Here is a 17,102-nt window from a genome sequence, read left to right as displayed (position 1 = left end):
AGGTTGGTGAGCGGAAGATAGCAGCCTAGGTCACGCTTAAAGCGCACCTAGGGTTAAAATCTTTGCCACAGCCTTCCTCCCCTACTCGGCTCACCTTATCGCCTCAATAGCTACCTGCTGAATTTGGGTCCGCACGTTGAGCTGGCTCAGTTTATTGTTACGCCGCGAAGGGTTGAGGCGGTTGGTGAGCACCACTACCACCAACTCCTTTTCGGGGTCAACCCAGAAGTAAGTCCCTGTGAAGCCTGAGTGCCCGAAGCTGCTGGCCGAAGCGCCGGGCGCCGTGTTGCCCGTGGCGGGGCTGCTGGGCCGGTCGAAGGCCAGACCGCGCCGATTGGTGGGGCAAAACTGGCACCGCGTGTAGTCGGCTAGAATCTCTGGTTTGAACACCTGCTGGCCGCCGTAGCGCCCGCCCCAGGCGTAGGCTTGGGCCAGTTGCGCCACATCATTGGCTGAGCCAAATAGACCCGCGTGGCCCGAAATGCCACCTAGGAGTGCTGCGCCCTCATCATCGACGTAGCCGCGCAGCAGTTGCCGCCGGAACAGCGAATCATATTCAGTAGGCGCAATTCGGCTTTCGGCTACGTGGTGCAGCGGCTGAAAGTGCAGCCCCGAGCCCAGCGGCCGGTACACTTGCTTGGCCAGAAACTCTGCAAACGGCTGGCCGGTACGCCGCCGCACGAGGTCAGGATACAGATAAAACGAGAGGTCGGAGTACACATAATCCTGCTTGGCATTGAGCGGCGCAGCTCCAATTTGCTCGTAGATGAAGGTCGGCAAATCCTTGCGGCCCCACAGCCCGCGCGCCACCGGCAGCGGAAACCGCGCCGACGAATCGGGCCGGAACCAGCGGCGGCGCAGCGTGCCATCATCCGTGGCCAAGGCTTTCCAGAACGGAATCCAGGCGGGCAACCCGGCTTGGTGCGCCAGCACGTCGCGCATTTTCAGGCTTGCTTTGTCGGTTTTGCGCAGGAAGGGAAAAAACTGCCCTAGGGTGCTGTCGGGGCTGAATTTGTCCTGCTCTTGCAGCTTGAGTAGCGCGGGCGTGGCGGCCAGTACCTTGGTGAGCGAGGCTAGGTCATACACATCGGTATCTCGTACCAAGCGGGCCGAAGCAGGCTGCGCGGTTACTGCAGTTGGCTGACTAGTCGCTGGTACACTACCCGGCTCGCTGCCAAAATTGCCAGCCGCCGAAGCTACGGCCACACTCGGTGTGCCAGCAGTCGGCAGAGCCGCACCGTTGATAGCAGCTTGGTAGCCATAGCTTTTACGCAACACTACTACTCCGCGTCGGGCAATGACGACCTGCCCGCCCGGCGTGGCACCGGCGGCCAGGGCCTGCGCCATTACGCTGTCGATGCGCGATTCGAGGCGCGCATTCATACCCGCGTCTTCGGGGTGGGCATAGGCGAGGCGCAGGCCGGGCTGGGTGGTAAGGCCAAAGCCCGCGGGCAAGTTGTTGGCCACCGTTACGGGCAGCTTGCCGCGGGCGCCGATGCCCCCGAAGATGAGCTGCGCCGCTAGTTGCTGAGCGTCGGTGCTTTCCTGGTAGGCCAGCACCACGGCGCTGGCGCGGTCGTAGTCGCGCACTTTGGCCACAGCGTAGGCCGAGCCAAACACGCTGAGTACTACCTGCTGGCCAGGTTTGGTAAGCTCGCGCAGTAGCAACTGAGCCTCGGGCGCAATGCCGAAGCTAGTGGCCGGCAGGCGGCCTAGGCTTTGCAATGCCACTAGCACCACGTCATACGTGAAGAGCTTGGCTCGCACGTCCATTAGCTCGTCCATGGTCGGAGCGGCAGGCAAATGGAAGTGTGCCACCTGCGCGTCGTAGTCGGCCACGGCGCGCTGAAAATCGGTGGTATCGGCGGGGGTGCCACCCAACACCAGCGTAGCCACGCGCAGGGTGTCGAGGCGCTGCAAGGGCAAGATATTGCGCTGGTTGCGCAGCAGCGTAATGCTGTGCTCCGTGAGGCGGTGGCTGAGGTAGCGGGCATGCGCAGGATTGAGGTCAGCAATAATATTCTTCTCTACGACTGGCCGGTACTTGCGCAGGCCGGCCCACTGCTTGAGGGCCAGCACGCGGCGGCAGCTTTCGTCGATGCGCGCCTGCGAAATGCGCCCGCTGTCCACGGCCGCCAGCACGGCTTGCAGAGCCACGGGCACACTTTTGCTGAATTCCAGCACATCGTTGCCAGCCAAAATGGCGCGCACCTCGGCCTCGCCCGTAGGCACTTTGGTAATCACGCCCTTCATATTCATGGCATCGGTGAACACCACGCCTTTGAAGCCCAGCTTCTGGCGCAGCAGCCCCGTCACAACAGGCTTCGAAAGTGTAGTCGGCGCACCCGTGCTGTCGAGCGCGGGCACGTTAAGGTGGGCCACCATCATACCGCCAATACCGTTGGCAATCATATTCTTAAACGACGGCAGCTCCAGTGAATCGAGCCGGCCGCGGTCTACGCGCACAATGGGTAGCGCCAGGTGCGAGTCGGCATCGACATCGCCGTGGCCGGGGAAGTGCTTGGCCACGGCCAGCACGCCCGCATCTTGCATACCGCGCATGTAGAGGCGGCTGAGGCGCGCCACGGCGGCCGGGTTTTCGCCCCACGAGCGAAAGCCGATAACCGGGTTAGCGGGGTTGTTGTTGACATCGACCACCGGCGCAAAATTTACCTGCATGCCCAGCCGCGTGAACTGCCGCGCTACCTCGCGCCCCATGTCGTAGATGAGCGCCGAATCGGCCTCGGGTACGGCCCCTAGGCTCATTTGGTACGGAAAGCGCAGCACGCTGTCGAGGCGCATGCCCGCGCCCCACTCCCCATCCATGGCCACCAGCAGCGGTATTCGGCTCTGGCTCTGGAAGCGGTTGAGCAAGCGCGTCTGCCGCACTGGCCCACCCTGAAAATATATCAAGCCCCCGATGCCATAATCTTTAATTAGCGTCGAGATAGAATCTTGGTAGATAGCGGGTTTATTGGAGTAAGCTGCCACCATAAATAGCTGTGCCACCCGTTGCCGCGGCGTGAGGCTCCGCATCAAGCTGTCGACCCAGGGCGAGTGCAGGTAGCTCAGGAAGCCAGGCGCCTGGCCAGTGGCCCTAGGGACCACACGGCGCACAGTTTTCTTTATGGGCCGGGCGGCGGGACGGCGCTGAGCCGTGGCTAATAGGGGCGCACTCAGCAACAGCGCAAGCAGCAGAAGTTTGATACGGGACAAAAGCAGGCAGTTTTAAGCGAAACGAGCACGTAAAAGTCGGATATATTTGGTCTAGGTCGGCGCGCATGCCAGCCTGGCTTCCCTTAGGTTGCTTATCTGACCAGAAACTATGGTTAGCTGTATCTCAGCAGCCTTCGCAACGTAAGCAAGCAATGACCGGCCGCGCTACCAGCAGGTCGTCGCCAGCAGTTTCAACTTTTTGTTTAGGACCATGACCCTATTAGAAGCTGACGTTGTCTTTGAGCCCTCGGCTGCCCTGCGCCGGGAGGTGCTGGCCGGCACCATTGCGGCCAGTAGCTTGCCCCAATCGGTGGAGGCCGTGCGCTTGGTTTTGCAAGACGTCCACATTAAGCGGCATGGCGAGCTCAATCGGGCCGAGGTGCAGCTCGTCACCATCGTAACCGATGGTATTTCGGCTGAGCCCATTCAGCTGTGTTCGGAAACGTTTGAAGGAGTGAAGAAGTGGTCTCACCTCCCTCTTGGCGAAGGCGGCATTACGCTTTACCGGACCCAGGCGCCACGCATTCCGCAGTACCTCGATTATCGGATTCTGCTCACCGAGCTCGACAGCGACCTGCGGGCCATTGGCGCGCTGCTCGACGAAGTTCGCCAAGATGAGCAGTTTAACGCCGCCCGCGCCGCCCTACTGGCCGCGGCGGCAGTAGCTGCCCCTCCGGCAGCTCTGATTACAGCTACCTCAGACCTAGCCCTCAATTTGGTGGCCCGCTTGCTCAAGGCCAACAAGGATGACCAACTGCTGCTCGTGCGTGGCTCCTTCGATAATGCCTTTGATAACCTAGGCACCACGTTTGGCCCCATTACCAAAGGCACCGACTGCGCTGCTGTCACCTACCAAGCCCAGGCCAAGCTAGCGGAGCCAATAACCTAAAGGCGACTCTTGCGGCTGAGTTAGTAATCATGAAACGGCTGAAGCTAAGCGAGTGGTTTTAGGCGAGACGAGCGCGTAAAAGTCGGGTATATTTGGCCTAGGGCGGCGCTCACGCCGCTCTAGCTTCATTACCATGTTCAAATCATTGTTCTTCTACGGCCTGTTTTTTCTGGCCGCCCTCAGCGGCTGGGCCCAAACGCCTAACGCGCCGTTTATCAAAATCTCGCACCTAGGCACCGCAGGCCGGCCTATTCCGGACTTATACCTCACTACCCAAGAGCCCGCCCTCGATGCAGCTCAGGGCCTCGATGGCCGCTACATTTTTCAGAATGTGTGCTTGCTTACAGCAACTGAATTTGCTCCACTGCTACGCTACGCCGAAAGCTATGCTACTGCTAATAAGCCAACTAGCAAAGACACTAAGTTTGGCACCTTTGCCATTACCCTAGGTGCCAGCCAGCCTACGCCGCTAGTTTACACGCGCAGCAAAGCGGTGGTATTTCTGCAAGGCGCGGCACAAGTGCTACAAAAGCAAAGCCCAGAAGCCGAAAAAAGCGAAGCCGTGCGCCGCCTCGAAGCCACTGCCCGCCGCTTAACCACCGCGGCTAATTAGCTATCCAGCGTTTGGCTTACGCCTGCCAGTATTCAGATGCCTAGGTTCTCGAGTCTGCGTTGCAGACTCCCAAAAGCGGTTCATCAGGCCGAGGACAAGCACAAAAAAGCCCTACCACCTAGGTGGCAGGGCTTTTTGTATTGCTAACTACTTACTTCTATTTCAGCGTGAAGGTAGTCTTGCCCATCAGGGCACCGCCTTCGTACAGCTCCACGGTGTGCTGGCCGATTTTGTAGTCACCGCCTTTGGCGTACACAAAATTCAGGGGCTGTTTAGTGTTGTCGAATACTACGTCCTGCTTCTGGGTGTAGAAGGCCTCTTGGCCATCCACGGTGAAGGTGCCGCCGCCGGTGCTCAGGTTGTAAAGAGCAGCGCCGTCAGGCTCTAGAATGCGCATGTAAATCTGCTTGGTTTCCTTCGGCGACACGTCGTTACGAGCCAGGTTGAAGGTCACTTTCAAGCGGTCGACGCGCTTGGCTTTGAATTCTTCTTTGTCATCATCCTTCTCCTTATTCTTCGAGGTCAGGATGCTTACGTGGATGTTATCAGCTTGCAAGCGCGAGGCTACATTGACTTTATCGCTCAACTCGCGGTTGGTCTTAGCAATCGTGCTGATGGTATCGGTCAGCTTGTTCTGCTTTTCCTTTAGCGTCGTCGTTTCGGTGTACAGCGTTTCGTTCGATGCTTTCAGCGCTGCAATTTCGTCGTCTTTTTTCTTCAGCTGGCTCTCTAGGTTGAGCGCACGCTGCTTAAACTGCTTCTGCTGGGCCAGCGAAAACGAGCCCGCCTTAAACGAGCGCAACTTCAGCAAATCGGCGTTGATACCCGCGATGCGAGCCACCAGCGAGTCATTGCTCAAGCCTAGCTTTTGCAGGTCTTGGCTTTGGCGCTCGTAGTTAGCTTTCAGGTCTTCAAACTCCTTGATTTGAGCTTCCAGCTTGGCGTCTTTTGCTTGCACCTGCGTGGTAAGCTGCTCGTTCTCAGTCTTTTTCTGAGTATTCAGGTAAAACAGGACGCCGTTGATACCGAGCAGCACGAGGACTAGCGCCACCCATAGCAGGACGCGGCTGTTATTCTGGCGGGGTTCGGGTTGTTCGTTCTGAGGTTCCATGCGGGGAGGTGGGCCAAAAAAGTGAAAGAGATGCGTACAAGAGCCAGCCGCCAAGCAAGGCGGCTACCTTTGTAACGGGTAAAAATAGCGTTTATTTCTACTCCGCCTAATCTGCGTTATACTTTGCTGCTATGCAAACGGTTCCTCCGGCCTTCGATGCTGCCTATTGGCAGGCGCGCTACACGGCCCCCGGCCGCGCCGGCTGGGATGCCGGGCGCGTCACCCCACCGCTGCAAGCTTACTTCGACCAGCTCGACGTGCAGCAGCAGCCACGCATCCTTATTCCGGGCGCGGGCCGCGCCTACGAAGCCGAGTATTTGCACCACCTAGGGCTGCAACAAGTAGTAGTAGCCGACCTAGCGCCCGAGCCTCTGGCCGAGCTAGCCGCCCGCGTACCCGACTTCCCGCGCCAGCATCTTTGGCAGGCCGACTTTTTTGCCCTAGGTGAGGCTGACACCTTCGATTTGATAATCGAGCAGACTTTCTTTTGTGCCCTCCACCCTAGCCTACGGCCGGCCTACGGCCAGCAGTGCGCGCGGCTGTTGCGGCCGGGCGGCAAACTCGTTGGGCTGCTCTTCGACACCCCGTTTGCTGGGGCCACCGAGCCGCCTTTCGGCGGCAGCCGCGAAGAGTACGCAGCGTACTTCGAGCCGTATTTCCGGTTTATTCATTTCGAAACTGCCCACAACTCGCTGCCCGCCCGCGCCGGCCGCGAGCTATTTATTTGCCTCCAGAAGCTGTAAACACCCTACTTATGGCAAGCCTCGCGCAGCCATAACAGCCGTACTCAATTCGTCATTACCTACTTGCCCATGCTTACCTCCCTCGCCAACACCCTGCCTCACTTCCGCAATACCAACTCTGGTCAGTTTTTTTTGATGGCGGGCCCCTGCGTCATCGAGGGCGAAGACATGGCGCTGCGCATAGCCGAGCGCGTAAAACACATCACCGATAAGCTCCAGATTCCGTACATTTTTAAGGGCTCGTATCGCAAGGCCAACCGCTCGCGGCTCGACTCCTTCACGGGCATTGGCGACGAAACGGCACTGCGCATCTTGCAGAAAGTAGGCCGCGAGATTGGCGTGCCCACCGTCACCGACATTCACGAATCGGACGAGGCAGCCCTGGCCGCCGAGTATGTGGATGTGCTGCAAATTCCGGCTTTCCTCTGCCGCCAGACCGAGCTATTGGTAGCCGCCGCCAAAACCGGCAAGGTTGTAAACATCAAGAAAGGCCAGTTCCTAAACGGCGAGGCCATGCGCTGGGCCATGGACAAAGTGCAAGGCGCCGGCAACCCTAACGTTATTCTCACCGACCGCGGCAACTCCTTTGGCTACAGCGACCTCGTAGTTGACTTCCGCAACCTACCTACCATGCGCAGCTTCGGCGTGCCCGTGGTGATGGACGTGACGCACTCGCTACAGCAGCCCAACCAAAGCAGCGGCGTGACGGGTGGCCAGCCCGCCCTCATCGAAACCATCGCTAAAGCGGCCATTGCCGTTGGGGCCGATGGCTTGTTCATCGAGACCCACCCCACGCCCGCCACAGCCCTCTCCGACGGCGCCAACATGCTGCCCCTCGACCAGCTCGAAGGCCTCTTGCAGCGCCTCACCCGCATACGCGAAGCGCTGCGCCCCACCGGCGGCGTTGACCCACAGGGGCTGAATGCATAGGTAAACTGCCTACTTCGGCTTTGCAAAAAGCTAAAAAGGCTACCTAGGAATAAAATCCTAGGTGGCCTTTTGCTTTAAGGAATTGGCATCAGAGCCGCAGCCAGAAGTCCTGCCTAGGTTGCTTCTTGCGAAAGAACACGAGCCCTACATAGAACAAGTCCACGGTTACGGTCACAGCAGGATGAGCCTTAATGGCATCCCAGGCTTGCTCCATCTCGGCCGACCAATGGATATCGTCTAACACAAACACACTGTTTTCGTGTGCTTTACTTAGGCACTGCTCGAAGTAGCGCAGCGTAGGCTCGTAGCGGTGATTGCCGTCGAAGAACACGAAATCGACGGGTTTGGCTAGCTCGGCGAGTGTGGCGGGCAACGTCTGGTCGAGGTTGCCGGTCACGAGCTGCACGTTGCCTAGGTGCAGCTTTTCGAAAGTTTCGCGGGCCACTGCCGCTGTGTTGGGGCAGCCCTCGAAGGTAATGACTTGGTTGCGCGAGTCGGCAGCGGCCAAATAAGCCGTGGTAAGGCCCAGCGACGTGCCAAGCTCCAAAATGGTAGCCGGTTGAAAATGGTTGACCAGCCGAAACAGCAATTGCGCTAACCTAGGCGGCTTGGCCGCGTGGCGCGCAATGTCGCGCAGCCGCCGCTCGCGGCCGCCGGCCCCCGCCACCTGCGAGCCAGCTCCAAAATCGGTGACGGCAATGCGCCGCGTGCTGCGCAAGAGCTCGCGCCGACGCGCTTCAATCGGGCCGAACGCACCAAACTTGCCGCTGTGGCAAATAACTGTGGTGTAGAGGCCGTAGATAAACGGCGAATGCAGGCCGTGGGCATTGCCCGAACGCAGCCAGAAACGCAGGTAAGCTAGTACTTGGTGCATAGTGCTTAGCGCTGGGCACCTAGGGCTATGCACTTGGCTACCAGAAGACCAGGCACTGAGCGCTACGCACCAAGCACTAAAAAATTAATTCATCCGGTAAGGCACCATCAGGGTAAACTCCGGGATATTGACTTGGAAGTGTTCGCCGTTGACGAGGCGCTCCATGAGGTAAGTGCCCTGCATTTTGCCCACGCCCGACTTGAGGTTACAGCCGCTCATGTACTGGTGCGACTCGCCGGGCTCGAGCACGGGCTGGCGGCCCACCACGCCTTCGCCCTCCACTTCACGCACGGTGCTGTTGGCATCCGAGATAAACCAGTGGCGGCGTAGCAGTTTCACAGTGTATTCGCTATCGTTGCGAATATCAATGCGATAGGCAAATACATAGTGCTCTTGCGAAGGACTAGAATAATCAGGCAGATAGTTGGTCGTAACCGTAACAGTTACGCCCTGCGTAGTGGTAGTAGGCATAAGCGGCGGCAATGCGAAGGTAGGCTACGAGGCCAACAGCGGCCCGGAAACTTTGGTTTTATACGAATTAACGCTGCCAACGGCTTGCGTGCTGCTTTATTTTCTGTTTTTTGTCTTCCCCCTCCCCTTCCCTTTATGGTCAAGATTGCCGAAAGCTGGCGGCCGGTGCTCGCCGCCGAGTTTGAAAAGCCTTATTTTCAGAAGCTAACCGCGTGGGTGCGCGGCGAATACGCCACCACCACGGTGTACCCCCTGGGCTCCCAGATTTTTCACGCCTTCGATGCCTGCCCCTTCGATGAGGTGAAGGTCGTCATCCTAGGGCAGGACCCCTACCACGGCAAAAACCAGGCGCACGGCCTCGCCTTTTCGGTAAATGAAGGCGTGCGCACGCCGCCTTCGCTGCAAAATATCTTTAAGGAACTGCAAGACGACATACCCGGCACGCCAGCGCCGGCCAACGGTAACCTCGACCGCTGGGCTCAGCAAGGCGTATTGCTGCTCAATGCTACCCTCACGGTGCGCGCGGCCACACCAGGCTCACACCAGAAGAAAGGCTGGGAGGAATTTACCGACGAGGTAATCCGGCAAGTGTCGGCGGGGCGGCCGCACGTGGTGTTCATCCTGTGGGGCGCTTACGCGCAAAAAAAGGATGAGCTCATTGACACTAGCAAACACTTGGTGCTCAAGGCTGCGCACCCCTCACCTTACTCTGCCGACCGGGGCTTTTTCGGCTCCAAACCATTCAGCAAGGCTAACGCTTGGCTGGAGCAGCATGGCGAGCAGCCAATAACCTGGTGATTTTTTAACTGCTAGCTCTTAGCGGCTGTCCACTAAGAGCTAGCAGGAAGCACCCGCTTTATCAGGCGCAGCTTGTGGCTGTACTTCTGCCGGTCGCGGTTAAAGATGCCGTGGTGGTCGAGGGGGTCAAGGCGCACTTCGCCGTGCGCATGTAAGATTTGGCCTTCGTCGAATACAATGCCGACGTGCACGATGCGGCCCTCGGCGTTTTCGAAGAAGGCGAGGTCGCCAGGGCGGGCCTGCGTTACAAAGTCGACGGGCTGGCCTAGGGCAATCTGCTGGTAGGCATCGCGGGGCAGCTGCACGCCAAGCAAGCCAAAGAGTTGCTGCGTGAGGCCCGAGCAATCAAGGCCGAACACGCTTTTGCCGCCCCACACGTAGGGCGCCCGCAGGTAGAGCTGGCCTAGCTTGCGCAGCAGGGCTAGCTGGCGCTCGGGGGTGGTAGGCTGCGTAGGGTTGGTAGCCGTGCCGTTGTAGAATAGGCACTTATCGCCTACTTTCAGCGTCATGCCGTCGAAGAAGGGCAGGCGGCAACCAACGGTAATAGGCTGGCGCGTAGCAGCATCTGACACCACCTGCACCAAGTCGAGGGCCCTAGGGTGCTCCTGCGCCTGCCATGCCTCGAAGTACGCCGGGCTCACGGGCTGGTGCTGCTTGTAGTCCATCCAGCCTTGGTACTTATCAGCGGCGCTTTCGATGTGCAGCCAGTTGCCCTGCGTGAGCAGCACGGTGTAGCAATCGCCAAATAGCAACTCGGTAACTAGCTCGGCCTTGTCGCTGGCCTCGGCCCGAACGGGAACGGCGCTGAGCGCGCAAATACCGTGGTTCAATTTCTTGGGTACTAAATAAATAGATTGTATTTGCCGAAGCTACCTAGCGAAACCGCTCCATTTCGCGCTTCTGGTCTTTGGCTTTGAGGTCTTCACGCTTGTCGAACAGCTTTTTACCTTGGGCCAGGGCAATTTCGAGTTTGGCAAAGCCTCGGTCGGTCACGAACAAGCGAAGCGGAATGATGGTGAGGCCCGCGTCCTGGCTTTTGCCGGCGAGCTGCTTTAGCTCGCGCTTGGTGAGCAGCAGCTTGCGGGCACGCATGGCGTCGTGATTATTATAAGTGCCTTGCGTATAAGGTGCTATGCGCACGCTGTGCACCCACAGGTCACCTTTATGGTCGAAGGTGCAATAGCCATCTTGCAGGTTGGCCTCGCCGGCGCGGATGCTTTTTATTTCGGTGCCTTGCAGCATCATGCCCGCGTCGTACTTGGCCAAGAACGTGTATTCGTGGCTAGCGCGGCGGTTGCGGATGTTGATATTGGCGGGAGTCTTGTCTTTCATACCGCGGATTAAACGGATTTAACGGATGGCGTGGCTACGCTTGCCAGCGGCAAGCTAGCTACGCGGGTGAAGCAACCTAGGTGCCTCTGCGCTTTACTTATAGTTTTAGCCGCGGGTCGGGGCTGGTGAGCTGGCTGGCAAAGTCGCCGGCTTCATACTGAAACAGTGCCGCTTGGCCTACCATGGCGGCATTATCGGTGCAAAACTCGAAGTCAGGAATAAATACCTCCCAACCTTCTTGCTGCGCCAATACTTGCAAGCCCTGGCGCAGGCCTGAGTTGGCAGCTACACCGCCAGCCAAGGCCACTTGGCGCAACCCAGTGGCCTGCGCCGCTTTCTTCAATTGCTTGAGCAGCGTTTGCACAATGGTGTGCTGAATGCTGGCGCAAAGGTCGGCGAGGTTTTCTTCGACGAACTTAGGATTGGCGGCCGTTTCTTTCTTCAAGAAATACAGCACCGACGTTTTGAGGCCGCTAAACGAAAAATTATAGCCATCGAGCGCCCCTTCGGGAAAAGTAAAACGCCGGGGGTTGCCGGTTTGGGCTAGCTTGTCGAGGCGGGGGCCGCCGGGGTAAGGCAAGCCCAGTAGCTTAGCGGTTTTGTCGAACGCCTCGCCCGCCGCGTCGTCAATTGTCTGACCTAGGATTTCCATATCCAAGGCACTGCGAACTACCACCAGCTGCGTATGGCCGCCGCTCACGGTGAGGCACAGAAATGGAAAAGCCGGCTTGGGCTCCCGAATGAAGTGCGCCAGAATGTGCGCCCGCATGTGGTTGACAGCTAGCAGGGGCTTGCCTAGGGCCAGCGCGAAGCTCTTGGCAAATAGATTACCTACTAATAAGGACCCGAGCAGGCCGGGGCCCTGGGTGACGGCCACAGCGTCTAGGTCGGTTTTTTCGATGCCAGCGCGACGCAGCGCGGCTGTCACTACGGGCAGCAAATGCTGCTGGTGCGCCCGCGAGGCTAGCTCGGGCACCACGCCGCCATACTGCTCGTGCACGGCCTGGCCGGCTACTACATTACTGAGTAGCTGCCCATTGCGAAATACAGCGGCACCTGTGTCGTCGCAGCTCGATTCGATGGCGAGAAGAGTAATAGACATTAGTAAATAACGTAATCTGGTATTGTCCTTGCGAGGAAGCACGACCAAGAACAACCATTTTTCAGGCTCACTGCTTAAAAACTGTCGCAAAGGTCGGGCGAACCCGCCGACTATCTGTCGCGTTTGCCGAGACACTGTGCGCTAAAAGCCGCACCTTTGCGTTTTACTAGCTGGGCCTAGCTGCTCATAACTCCTTTTTGCTCTAATTCGTGCGTCGCGCTTTTCGCATTCTGCTCAGAATCGTCTTCGGCCTGCTGGTGCTCGGGCTGGTGCTGGTGGGTGGCGTGCTAGTGGCCCTACGCGTGCCCAGCGTGCAAACGCGGCTGGCCCAAAAGGCCGCCGCCGTGCTCACCCAAAAGCTGGGGCAGGTAGTAGAAATTGCCGGGGTAGATGTGCGGCCTTTTTCGCACGTGCTACTCGATGGCGTGCGGGTGCGCGACCGCCGCGGGGGCGAGCTGTTCAGCATTGGGCGGGCCGACGCAGACATTCAGCTATTTTCAGTCTTCGACCCTAGCCACCTGCACGTGGGCACGCTCACACTCACGGAGCCTCGCTTTGCGCTTCGCGATGTGGCAGGCCAGCCCGACTCGACCACCCTCGACCAGTTTCTGAGTGCCATAAAGCGCCTAGCTGGGCCGCCCGACTCGACCAAGAAAGATTCGAAGCCCTTTGACTTTCAGCTGCACGACGTGGCTATTCGCAACGGCCACTTTGAGCTGGAGCGGCCCGACGCGCCCCGCGACCCGGCCTACGGCCGCAGCATCGACTACGCCCACATGCAGGTCGACAGCGTGTACGCCGATATTTCGGCGCTGAATTTCAAAACCGATACGCTGCGAGCCCGGGTGGCGGGCCTGCGCGCCATTGAGGTGCCTTCCCAAACGCGCCTGCGCGAGCTCACGGCTGATATTCAGTACAATGAGCATTTCTGGGACTTCAAAGACCTGAAGCTGCGCGTGGGCCGCAGCCAGCTACAGAAGTACCTGCGCTTTGAGTATCACCGCTTTGGCAACTTCTCCGACTTCAATGACTCGATGCGAGTCATTACGCAGCTGCGCGGCGCCAAGGTCTATACCGACGACATCGCCAAGTTTGCGCCGCAGCTGGCTACGCTCAAGGACTCCATCCAGATTTCGGGCGACGCCAAGGGCTACGTGCGTGATTTTCAAATTAAAAACCTCGATGTGCGCTATGGCCGGCGCACCCACGTGGTGGCTTCCCGCGCCCACGCCGACAACCTCCCGAACTGGCGCACCAGCCTGATGGACTTGCGCCTGAAGCCCTCGCAAGTAGATGCGGCCGACCTACGCCGCTGGCTGCCGCGCTCGGCCAACACGCTGGTGCAGCGCCTAGGGCTGGTGAAACTGAATGGCCAGTTTGTGGGCTACGTGACTGACTTTGTGGCCAACGCCTCGTTTGACACCGCCCTAGGTAAGGTTTCGACTGACCTTAACCTCAAAACCAAGAGCGACTTTGACCACGCGGTGTACGAAGGCGACGTGCAAAGCACCGCCTTCCAGCTAGGTAAGTTTCTAGGTGATGAATCGGTGATTCGGGACGTGACCTTGAATGGGAAGGTAACCGGCACCGGCTTTGTGCCGCCCGTGGCCAAGGGGCACGCGGTAGTATCGGTGCCCGCCATCTGGCTGAGCGGCTACCGCTACCACAATCTGACGCTCGACGGCGACTTTGCCGGGCAGGGCTTTAAGGGCAAAATAACGGCCAATGACCCCGCCGTACAGCTTAGCGCCAACGGCGAATTTGACCTGAACCCGCGCCACCAAAAGATAGACGTGACTGCCGCCATCGGGCGGGCCAACCTAGGCACGCTAGGCTTACTGAGCATGCCGCTTGTAGTGCGCACCGATGCACAAGTGCACCTGCGCGGCACGCAGCTCGACTCGCTGCTCGGCTACGCTCGGCTGCGCAACTCGCGCTTTACGCTGCGGGGCCAAACGCTTGAACTTGATACCCTTGACGTGACCAGCACCCGTAGCAGCCGCGGCGAGCGCCAGGTGAGCCTGCGCTCGGAGCTGCTGGCTGTGACGGCGACCGGTCGGTTTGAGGTAGACGCCGTGCGGCGCGATATCGAAACCCTGTGGCACGAGTATCGCCTCAATTTTGAGAGCAACGAAGCCGCCACGGCGGCTTATTACCGGCGCAAACGCCAACAAGCCTTGCCCAACTACGAGATTGATTTTGACTTGAACTTCAAGCACATCAATCCGCTGCTAAATCTGCTGATGCCTGACTTGCAGGTCTCGGATAACAGCCGCATCGACGGTTCCTTCCGGCAGGGCGAAACGTCCATTTTGCAGCTTGGGGGTCGGTTTGATAGCATCTGGTATGGGCCAGTGCGCACAGTGGCCACCGAGTTTGACTTCACCACCTCGAAGCTGCCTTACAAGCCCGAGGTACTGGCCCAGGCCAGCGTGACCTCGGCGCGCCAGCAGGTGCCAGGACTGGGTAACACCGAGAAATTTGTGGTGGAAGGCGTGTGGGACCAGCAACGCATCAATTTTTCGACTTCGCTGGCCCAGAGTGGCACCACCAACCGCGCTACTATCAATGGAGCACTCTCGTTTTTGCCGCGGGTGGTAGAGGTAGTTTTCCGCCAGAGCGGCTTACATCTACTTGATAAAGAATACACTATTGCGGCCGATAACGTGATACGCATCAGCGACTACGGCCGGCGGCTCGATATTCAGAACTTCGTACTCAGCAACGGCAACCAGCGGCTAAGCGCACAGGGCATTATCTCGCCCGACCCACGCCAGCCGCCTTTGCAGCTCGACATTGCCAACTTCGACCTAGGCACGCTCAACTCGGTTATTGGCCAGCGCCTAGGGGGGCGCCTGAACATGCAGGCGTCGGTAAGCGGCATTTATAACGACTTGGCTATCAACAGCACCCTGGCGGTTGACTCCTTGGTATACGAGGGCGTGCCTATTGGGCAGGTGGCCGGGCGCGGCGATTGGGACAACCCCAGCAGCCAGCTGCGCGTGAACCTTGACGTGGCCCGCCAGCAGCAACGCGTGCTCACGGTGACGGGCTACCTGGCGCCCAAGTCAACCACCCAGCAGTTTAACCTCACCGGCCGGCTCAACGACGCGCCCGTGGTGCTAGCACAGCCCTTCCTCACTGGCATTCTCGACAAGCTTGGTGGCACGGGCCAAGGCGAACTGATGCTAACCGGGATGTTTAGCGCACCCAACCTCACGGGCGCGGTAGATGTGCAGAATGGTCGCTTCACATTTGGCTACCTAGGTACCACGTACACCTTTGCCGACCGCATCACGTTCACCAATACCAGCATCTTGCTGGCGGGCATCAAGCTGCGCGATGCCCAGGGCAACACGGGCACTGTAGATGGCGCAGTTAACCACCAGGGCTTCCAAAACATGAGCCTGAACCTGCGGGCGGCGTTCCGTAAGTTTCAGGTCCTCAATACCACGCGCAAGGACAACGACCTGTATTTTGGCACAGCTTACGCCTCTGGCTCGGCCACGGTACGCGGCCCAGTTGATGACCTGGTAGTAGACGTGCGCGCTACGTCGGAGGCGGGCACGCGCTTGGCGCTACCCCTCGATAATGCCGCTAAAGCTCAGCAAGCCACCTACATCAAGTTTGTAAATCGCAACCTGCCTGATTCAGTGAAGCGGCGGCAGGCCATCACGGCTGCCGCGCTGGCCGCGCAGAATAAGGTGGACCTGTCAGGCATTCAGCTCAATATGAACCTGACGGTGACGCCCGATGCCTACCTCGAGATTTTGCTCGACGAAGCCACCGGCGATGTAATTCGGGGCGCGGCCACCGGGCAGTTGCGCTTGGCCATCGACACGCGGGGCGAGTTTAACATGTATGGCCAAGTCGAGATTGTGCGCGGCGCCTACAACTTCACCTTGCAAGGTTTGGTAAATAAAGAGTTTGTGGTGCGGCCGGGCGGGGTTATCACTTGGAACGGTGACCCGCTCGACGGGCAAATGAACGTGACGGCAACGTACACTCAGCGCACCTCGCTCGCGCCTGTTTTGCAAAGCACTACTGGCCCTGGCACAGGCAGCGGCTCGGCGGTGGTGCCCGTCACGGCCGTAATGAACCTGACTGGACCGCTGCTGCTGCCGGTTATCAAGCTGGCGCTGGAGTTTAACGATGCCCCTAGCTCGCTCCAGAATGACTTGGCCGCCTTTATTGCCCTGCTACGCAACGACGAGCAGGAGCTGAACCGGCAGGTATTCAGCCTCTTGGTTTTCCGCACACTGTCGCAGCAGAACGCTTTTACCAGCGTGTCGCTCAGTGGGCAGGGCAATGCGGTGCAAAACAGCCTAGGTCAGATTATTTCGTCGCAGCTCGGGGCTCTCACCTCGCAGATTGACCAAAACCTGGAGATTGACTTCAACATCAACGGCCTCACCGCCGACCAGTTGCAAGCCCTGCAAGTGCGCCTGAGCTACTCCTTCCTGAACGGCCGCCTGCGCCTGACCCGCGAGGGTGGCATCAGCAATAGCTCTTACACAACCAATACCTCGACGGGCATCACTACCACCAACCAGTCGTCGCTGCTCGGCGATTTTAGCCTAGAGTATTTCCTGCGGCCCGATGGTAAGTTCCGGGCCAAGCTGCGCTACGAAACCACCCCACGCACCGGCGACCTCGGCAACAACGTAAACCAGAATCAGGCACGGGCCGGTATTTCGCTGCTGCACACCGAAGAATTTAACTCGCTACGTGAGCTATTTGGCCGCGAGTCGCCGACCCGCCGACAACGCAACCGCCAGCGGGCACGCGAAGTGCTCACCGTAGAGGAAGACCCTAAGACGAATATATAGGTAGTTTTTGGTGCCCTGGTACCTGGTGCTTGCATACAGTCTTCCAGTTGTTGTACTGATTACCTAGGCACTAAGTAGCCATACAGAAGTAAGCGTATAGTGCGCAATTGGTAGCTTGCGGCATGCGACGACCTGCCACCGAGTTGAGTTCGGAAGAAGTGACGTGTTTGGAAGCGTGCAGTCAGCACGGACCG

The 17,102-nt window shown here is 58.9% G+C and carries 13 protein-coding genes; 6 read left to right on the top strand and 7 right to left on the bottom strand.

The genetic code is table 11. From position 1 onward, the window contains the following. Positions 1 to 90 precede the first annotated feature (90 nt). Positions 91 to 3,216, bottom strand: coding sequence for a glycoside hydrolase family 3 N-terminal domain-containing protein (locus FNT36_RS20835; RefSeq protein ID WP_144851741.1), 3,126 nt, complete (start codon positions 3,214 to 3,216; stop codon positions 91 to 93). A 211-nt stretch (positions 3,217 to 3,427) separates the two neighbouring features. On the opposite strand from FNT36_RS20835, the gene FNT36_RS20830 reads away from it, so the two are divergent. Both FNT36_RS20830 and FNT36_RS20825 read left to right on the top strand, forming a co-directional pair. Beyond that, complete coding sequence (locus FNT36_RS20830; RefSeq protein WP_144851739.1) at positions 3,428 to 4,105, top strand: hypothetical protein; 678 nt, start codon at positions 3,428 to 3,430, stop codon at positions 4,103 to 4,105. Between the two features lie 133 nt (positions 4,106 to 4,238). Further along, entirely contained in the window at positions 4,239 to 4,718 is a 480-nt protein-coding gene (locus FNT36_RS20825; protein WP_144851737.1) for a hypothetical protein, read from the top strand. Positions 4,719 to 4,875: 157 nt separating this feature from the next. On the opposite strand, the gene FNT36_RS20820 is transcribed toward FNT36_RS20825, so the two are convergent. Continuing rightward, positions 4,876 to 5,829 (bottom strand): hypothetical protein, encoded by a 954-nt coding sequence (locus FNT36_RS20820; protein ID WP_144851735.1) that lies wholly within the window; start codon positions 5,827 to 5,829, stop codon positions 4,876 to 4,878. A gap of 131 nt (positions 5,830 to 5,960) precedes the next feature. Here FNT36_RS20820 and FNT36_RS20815 point away from each other — a divergent pair, with 131 nt between their 5' ends. Both FNT36_RS20815 and kdsA read left to right on the top strand, forming a co-directional pair. Continuing rightward, the gene (locus FNT36_RS20815; RefSeq protein ID WP_144851733.1) at positions 5,961 to 6,572 is read left to right on the top strand and encodes a methyltransferase domain-containing protein; all 612 of its coding nucleotides are present in this window, start codon (positions 5,961 to 5,963) and stop codon (positions 6,570 to 6,572) included. A 69-nt stretch (positions 6,573 to 6,641) separates the two neighbouring features. Further along, the gene (kdsA, locus tag FNT36_RS20810; protein WP_144851731.1) at positions 6,642 to 7,502 is read left to right on the top strand and encodes a 3-deoxy-8-phosphooctulonate synthase; all 861 of its coding nucleotides are present in this window, start codon (positions 6,642 to 6,644) and stop codon (positions 7,500 to 7,502) included. 88 nt (positions 7,503 to 7,590) lie between these two features. Here the strand turns inward: kdsA and FNT36_RS20805 are convergent, their stop codons facing one another. Further along, entirely contained in the window at positions 7,591 to 8,376 is a 786-nt protein-coding gene (locus FNT36_RS20805; RefSeq protein ID WP_144851729.1) for an O-methyltransferase, read from the bottom strand. An 84-nt stretch (positions 8,377 to 8,460) separates the two neighbouring features. Next, positions 8,461 to 8,847, bottom strand: coding sequence for a Co2+/Mg2+ efflux protein ApaG (apaG, locus tag FNT36_RS20800; protein WP_144851728.1), 387 nt, complete (start codon positions 8,845 to 8,847; stop codon positions 8,461 to 8,463). A gap of 135 nt (positions 8,848 to 8,982) precedes the next feature. On the opposite strand from apaG, the gene FNT36_RS20795 reads away from it, so the two are divergent. Next, the gene (locus tag FNT36_RS20795) at positions 8,983 to 9,645 is read left to right on the top strand and encodes a uracil-DNA glycosylase (protein ID WP_144851726.1); all 663 of its coding nucleotides are present in this window, start codon (positions 8,983 to 8,985) and stop codon (positions 9,643 to 9,645) included. Positions 9,646 to 9,677: 32 nt separating this feature from the next. On the opposite strand, the gene FNT36_RS20790 is transcribed toward FNT36_RS20795, so the two are convergent. From FNT36_RS20790 to tsaD, 3 genes are all read right to left on the bottom strand, one after another. Further along, the gene (locus tag FNT36_RS20790; RefSeq protein ID WP_233636114.1) at positions 9,678 to 10,475 is read right to left on the bottom strand and encodes a C40 family peptidase; all 798 of its coding nucleotides are present in this window, start codon (positions 10,473 to 10,475) and stop codon (positions 9,678 to 9,680) included. A 43-nt stretch (positions 10,476 to 10,518) separates the two neighbouring features. Further along, positions 10,519 to 10,977 carry an SsrA-binding protein SmpB gene (gene smpB / locus FNT36_RS20785; protein WP_144851724.1) on the bottom strand — a complete coding sequence of 153 codons (459 nt, stop codon included), beginning with the start codon at positions 10,975 to 10,977 and terminating at the stop codon, positions 10,519 to 10,521. A 97-nt stretch (positions 10,978 to 11,074) separates the two neighbouring features. Next, positions 11,075 to 12,079 carry a tRNA (adenosine(37)-N6)-threonylcarbamoyltransferase complex transferase subunit TsaD gene (gene tsaD, locus FNT36_RS20780; RefSeq protein WP_144851722.1) on the bottom strand — a complete coding sequence of 335 codons (1,005 nt, stop codon included), beginning with the start codon at positions 12,077 to 12,079 and terminating at the stop codon, positions 11,075 to 11,077. A gap of 209 nt (positions 12,080 to 12,288) precedes the next feature. On the opposite strand from tsaD, the gene FNT36_RS20775 reads away from it, so the two are divergent. Next, on the top strand, positions 12,289 to 16,908 hold the full coding sequence (locus FNT36_RS20775; RefSeq protein ID WP_144851720.1) for a translocation/assembly module TamB domain-containing protein: 4,620 nt from the start codon (positions 12,289 to 12,291) through the stop codon (positions 16,906 to 16,908). Positions 16,909 to 17,102: the final 194 nt, after the last annotated feature.

The sequence above is a fragment of the Hymenobacter setariae genome (assembly GCF_007713685.1).
GTDB classification, from domain to species: Bacteria; Bacteroidota; Bacteroidia; order Cytophagales; family Hymenobacteraceae; genus Hymenobacter; species Hymenobacter setariae.
This window is presented reverse-complemented; position numbering and strand designations above follow the sequence as displayed.

Bases quoted from the DNA above. Each gene is read 5' to 3' on its own strand.
- FNT36_RS20825 (WP_144851737.1), top strand. From the start codon at position 4,239: ATGTTCAAATCATTGTTCTTCTACGGCCTGTTTTTTCTGGCCGCCCTC.
- smpB (WP_144851724.1), bottom strand. From the start codon at position 10,977: ATGAAAGACAAGACTCCCGCCAATATCAACATCCGCAACCGCCGCGCT.
- FNT36_RS20815 (WP_144851733.1), top strand. From the start codon at position 5,961: ATGCAAACGGTTCCTCCGGCCTTCGATGCTGCCTATTGGCAGGCGCGC.
- FNT36_RS20830 (WP_144851739.1), top strand. From the start codon at position 3,428: ATGACCCTATTAGAAGCTGACGTTGTCTTTGAGCCCTCGGCTGCCCTG.
- tsaD (WP_144851722.1), bottom strand. From the start codon at position 12,079: ATGTCTATTACTCTTCTCGCCATCGAATCGAGCTGCGACGACACAGGT.
- FNT36_RS20795 (WP_144851726.1), top strand. From the start codon at position 8,983: ATGGTCAAGATTGCCGAAAGCTGGCGGCCGGTGCTCGCCGCCGAGTTT.
- FNT36_RS20805 (WP_144851729.1), bottom strand. From the start codon at position 8,376: ATGCACCAAGTACTAGCTTACCTGCGTTTCTGGCTGCGTTCGGGCAAT.
- FNT36_RS20820 (WP_144851735.1), bottom strand. From the start codon at position 5,829: ATGGAACCTCAGAACGAACAACCCGAACCCCGCCAGAATAACAGCCGC.
- apaG (WP_144851728.1), bottom strand. From the start codon at position 8,847: ATGCCTACTACCACTACGCAGGGCGTAACTGTTACGGTTACGACCAAC.
- kdsA (WP_144851731.1), top strand. From the start codon at position 6,642: ATGCTTACCTCCCTCGCCAACACCCTGCCTCACTTCCGCAATACCAAC.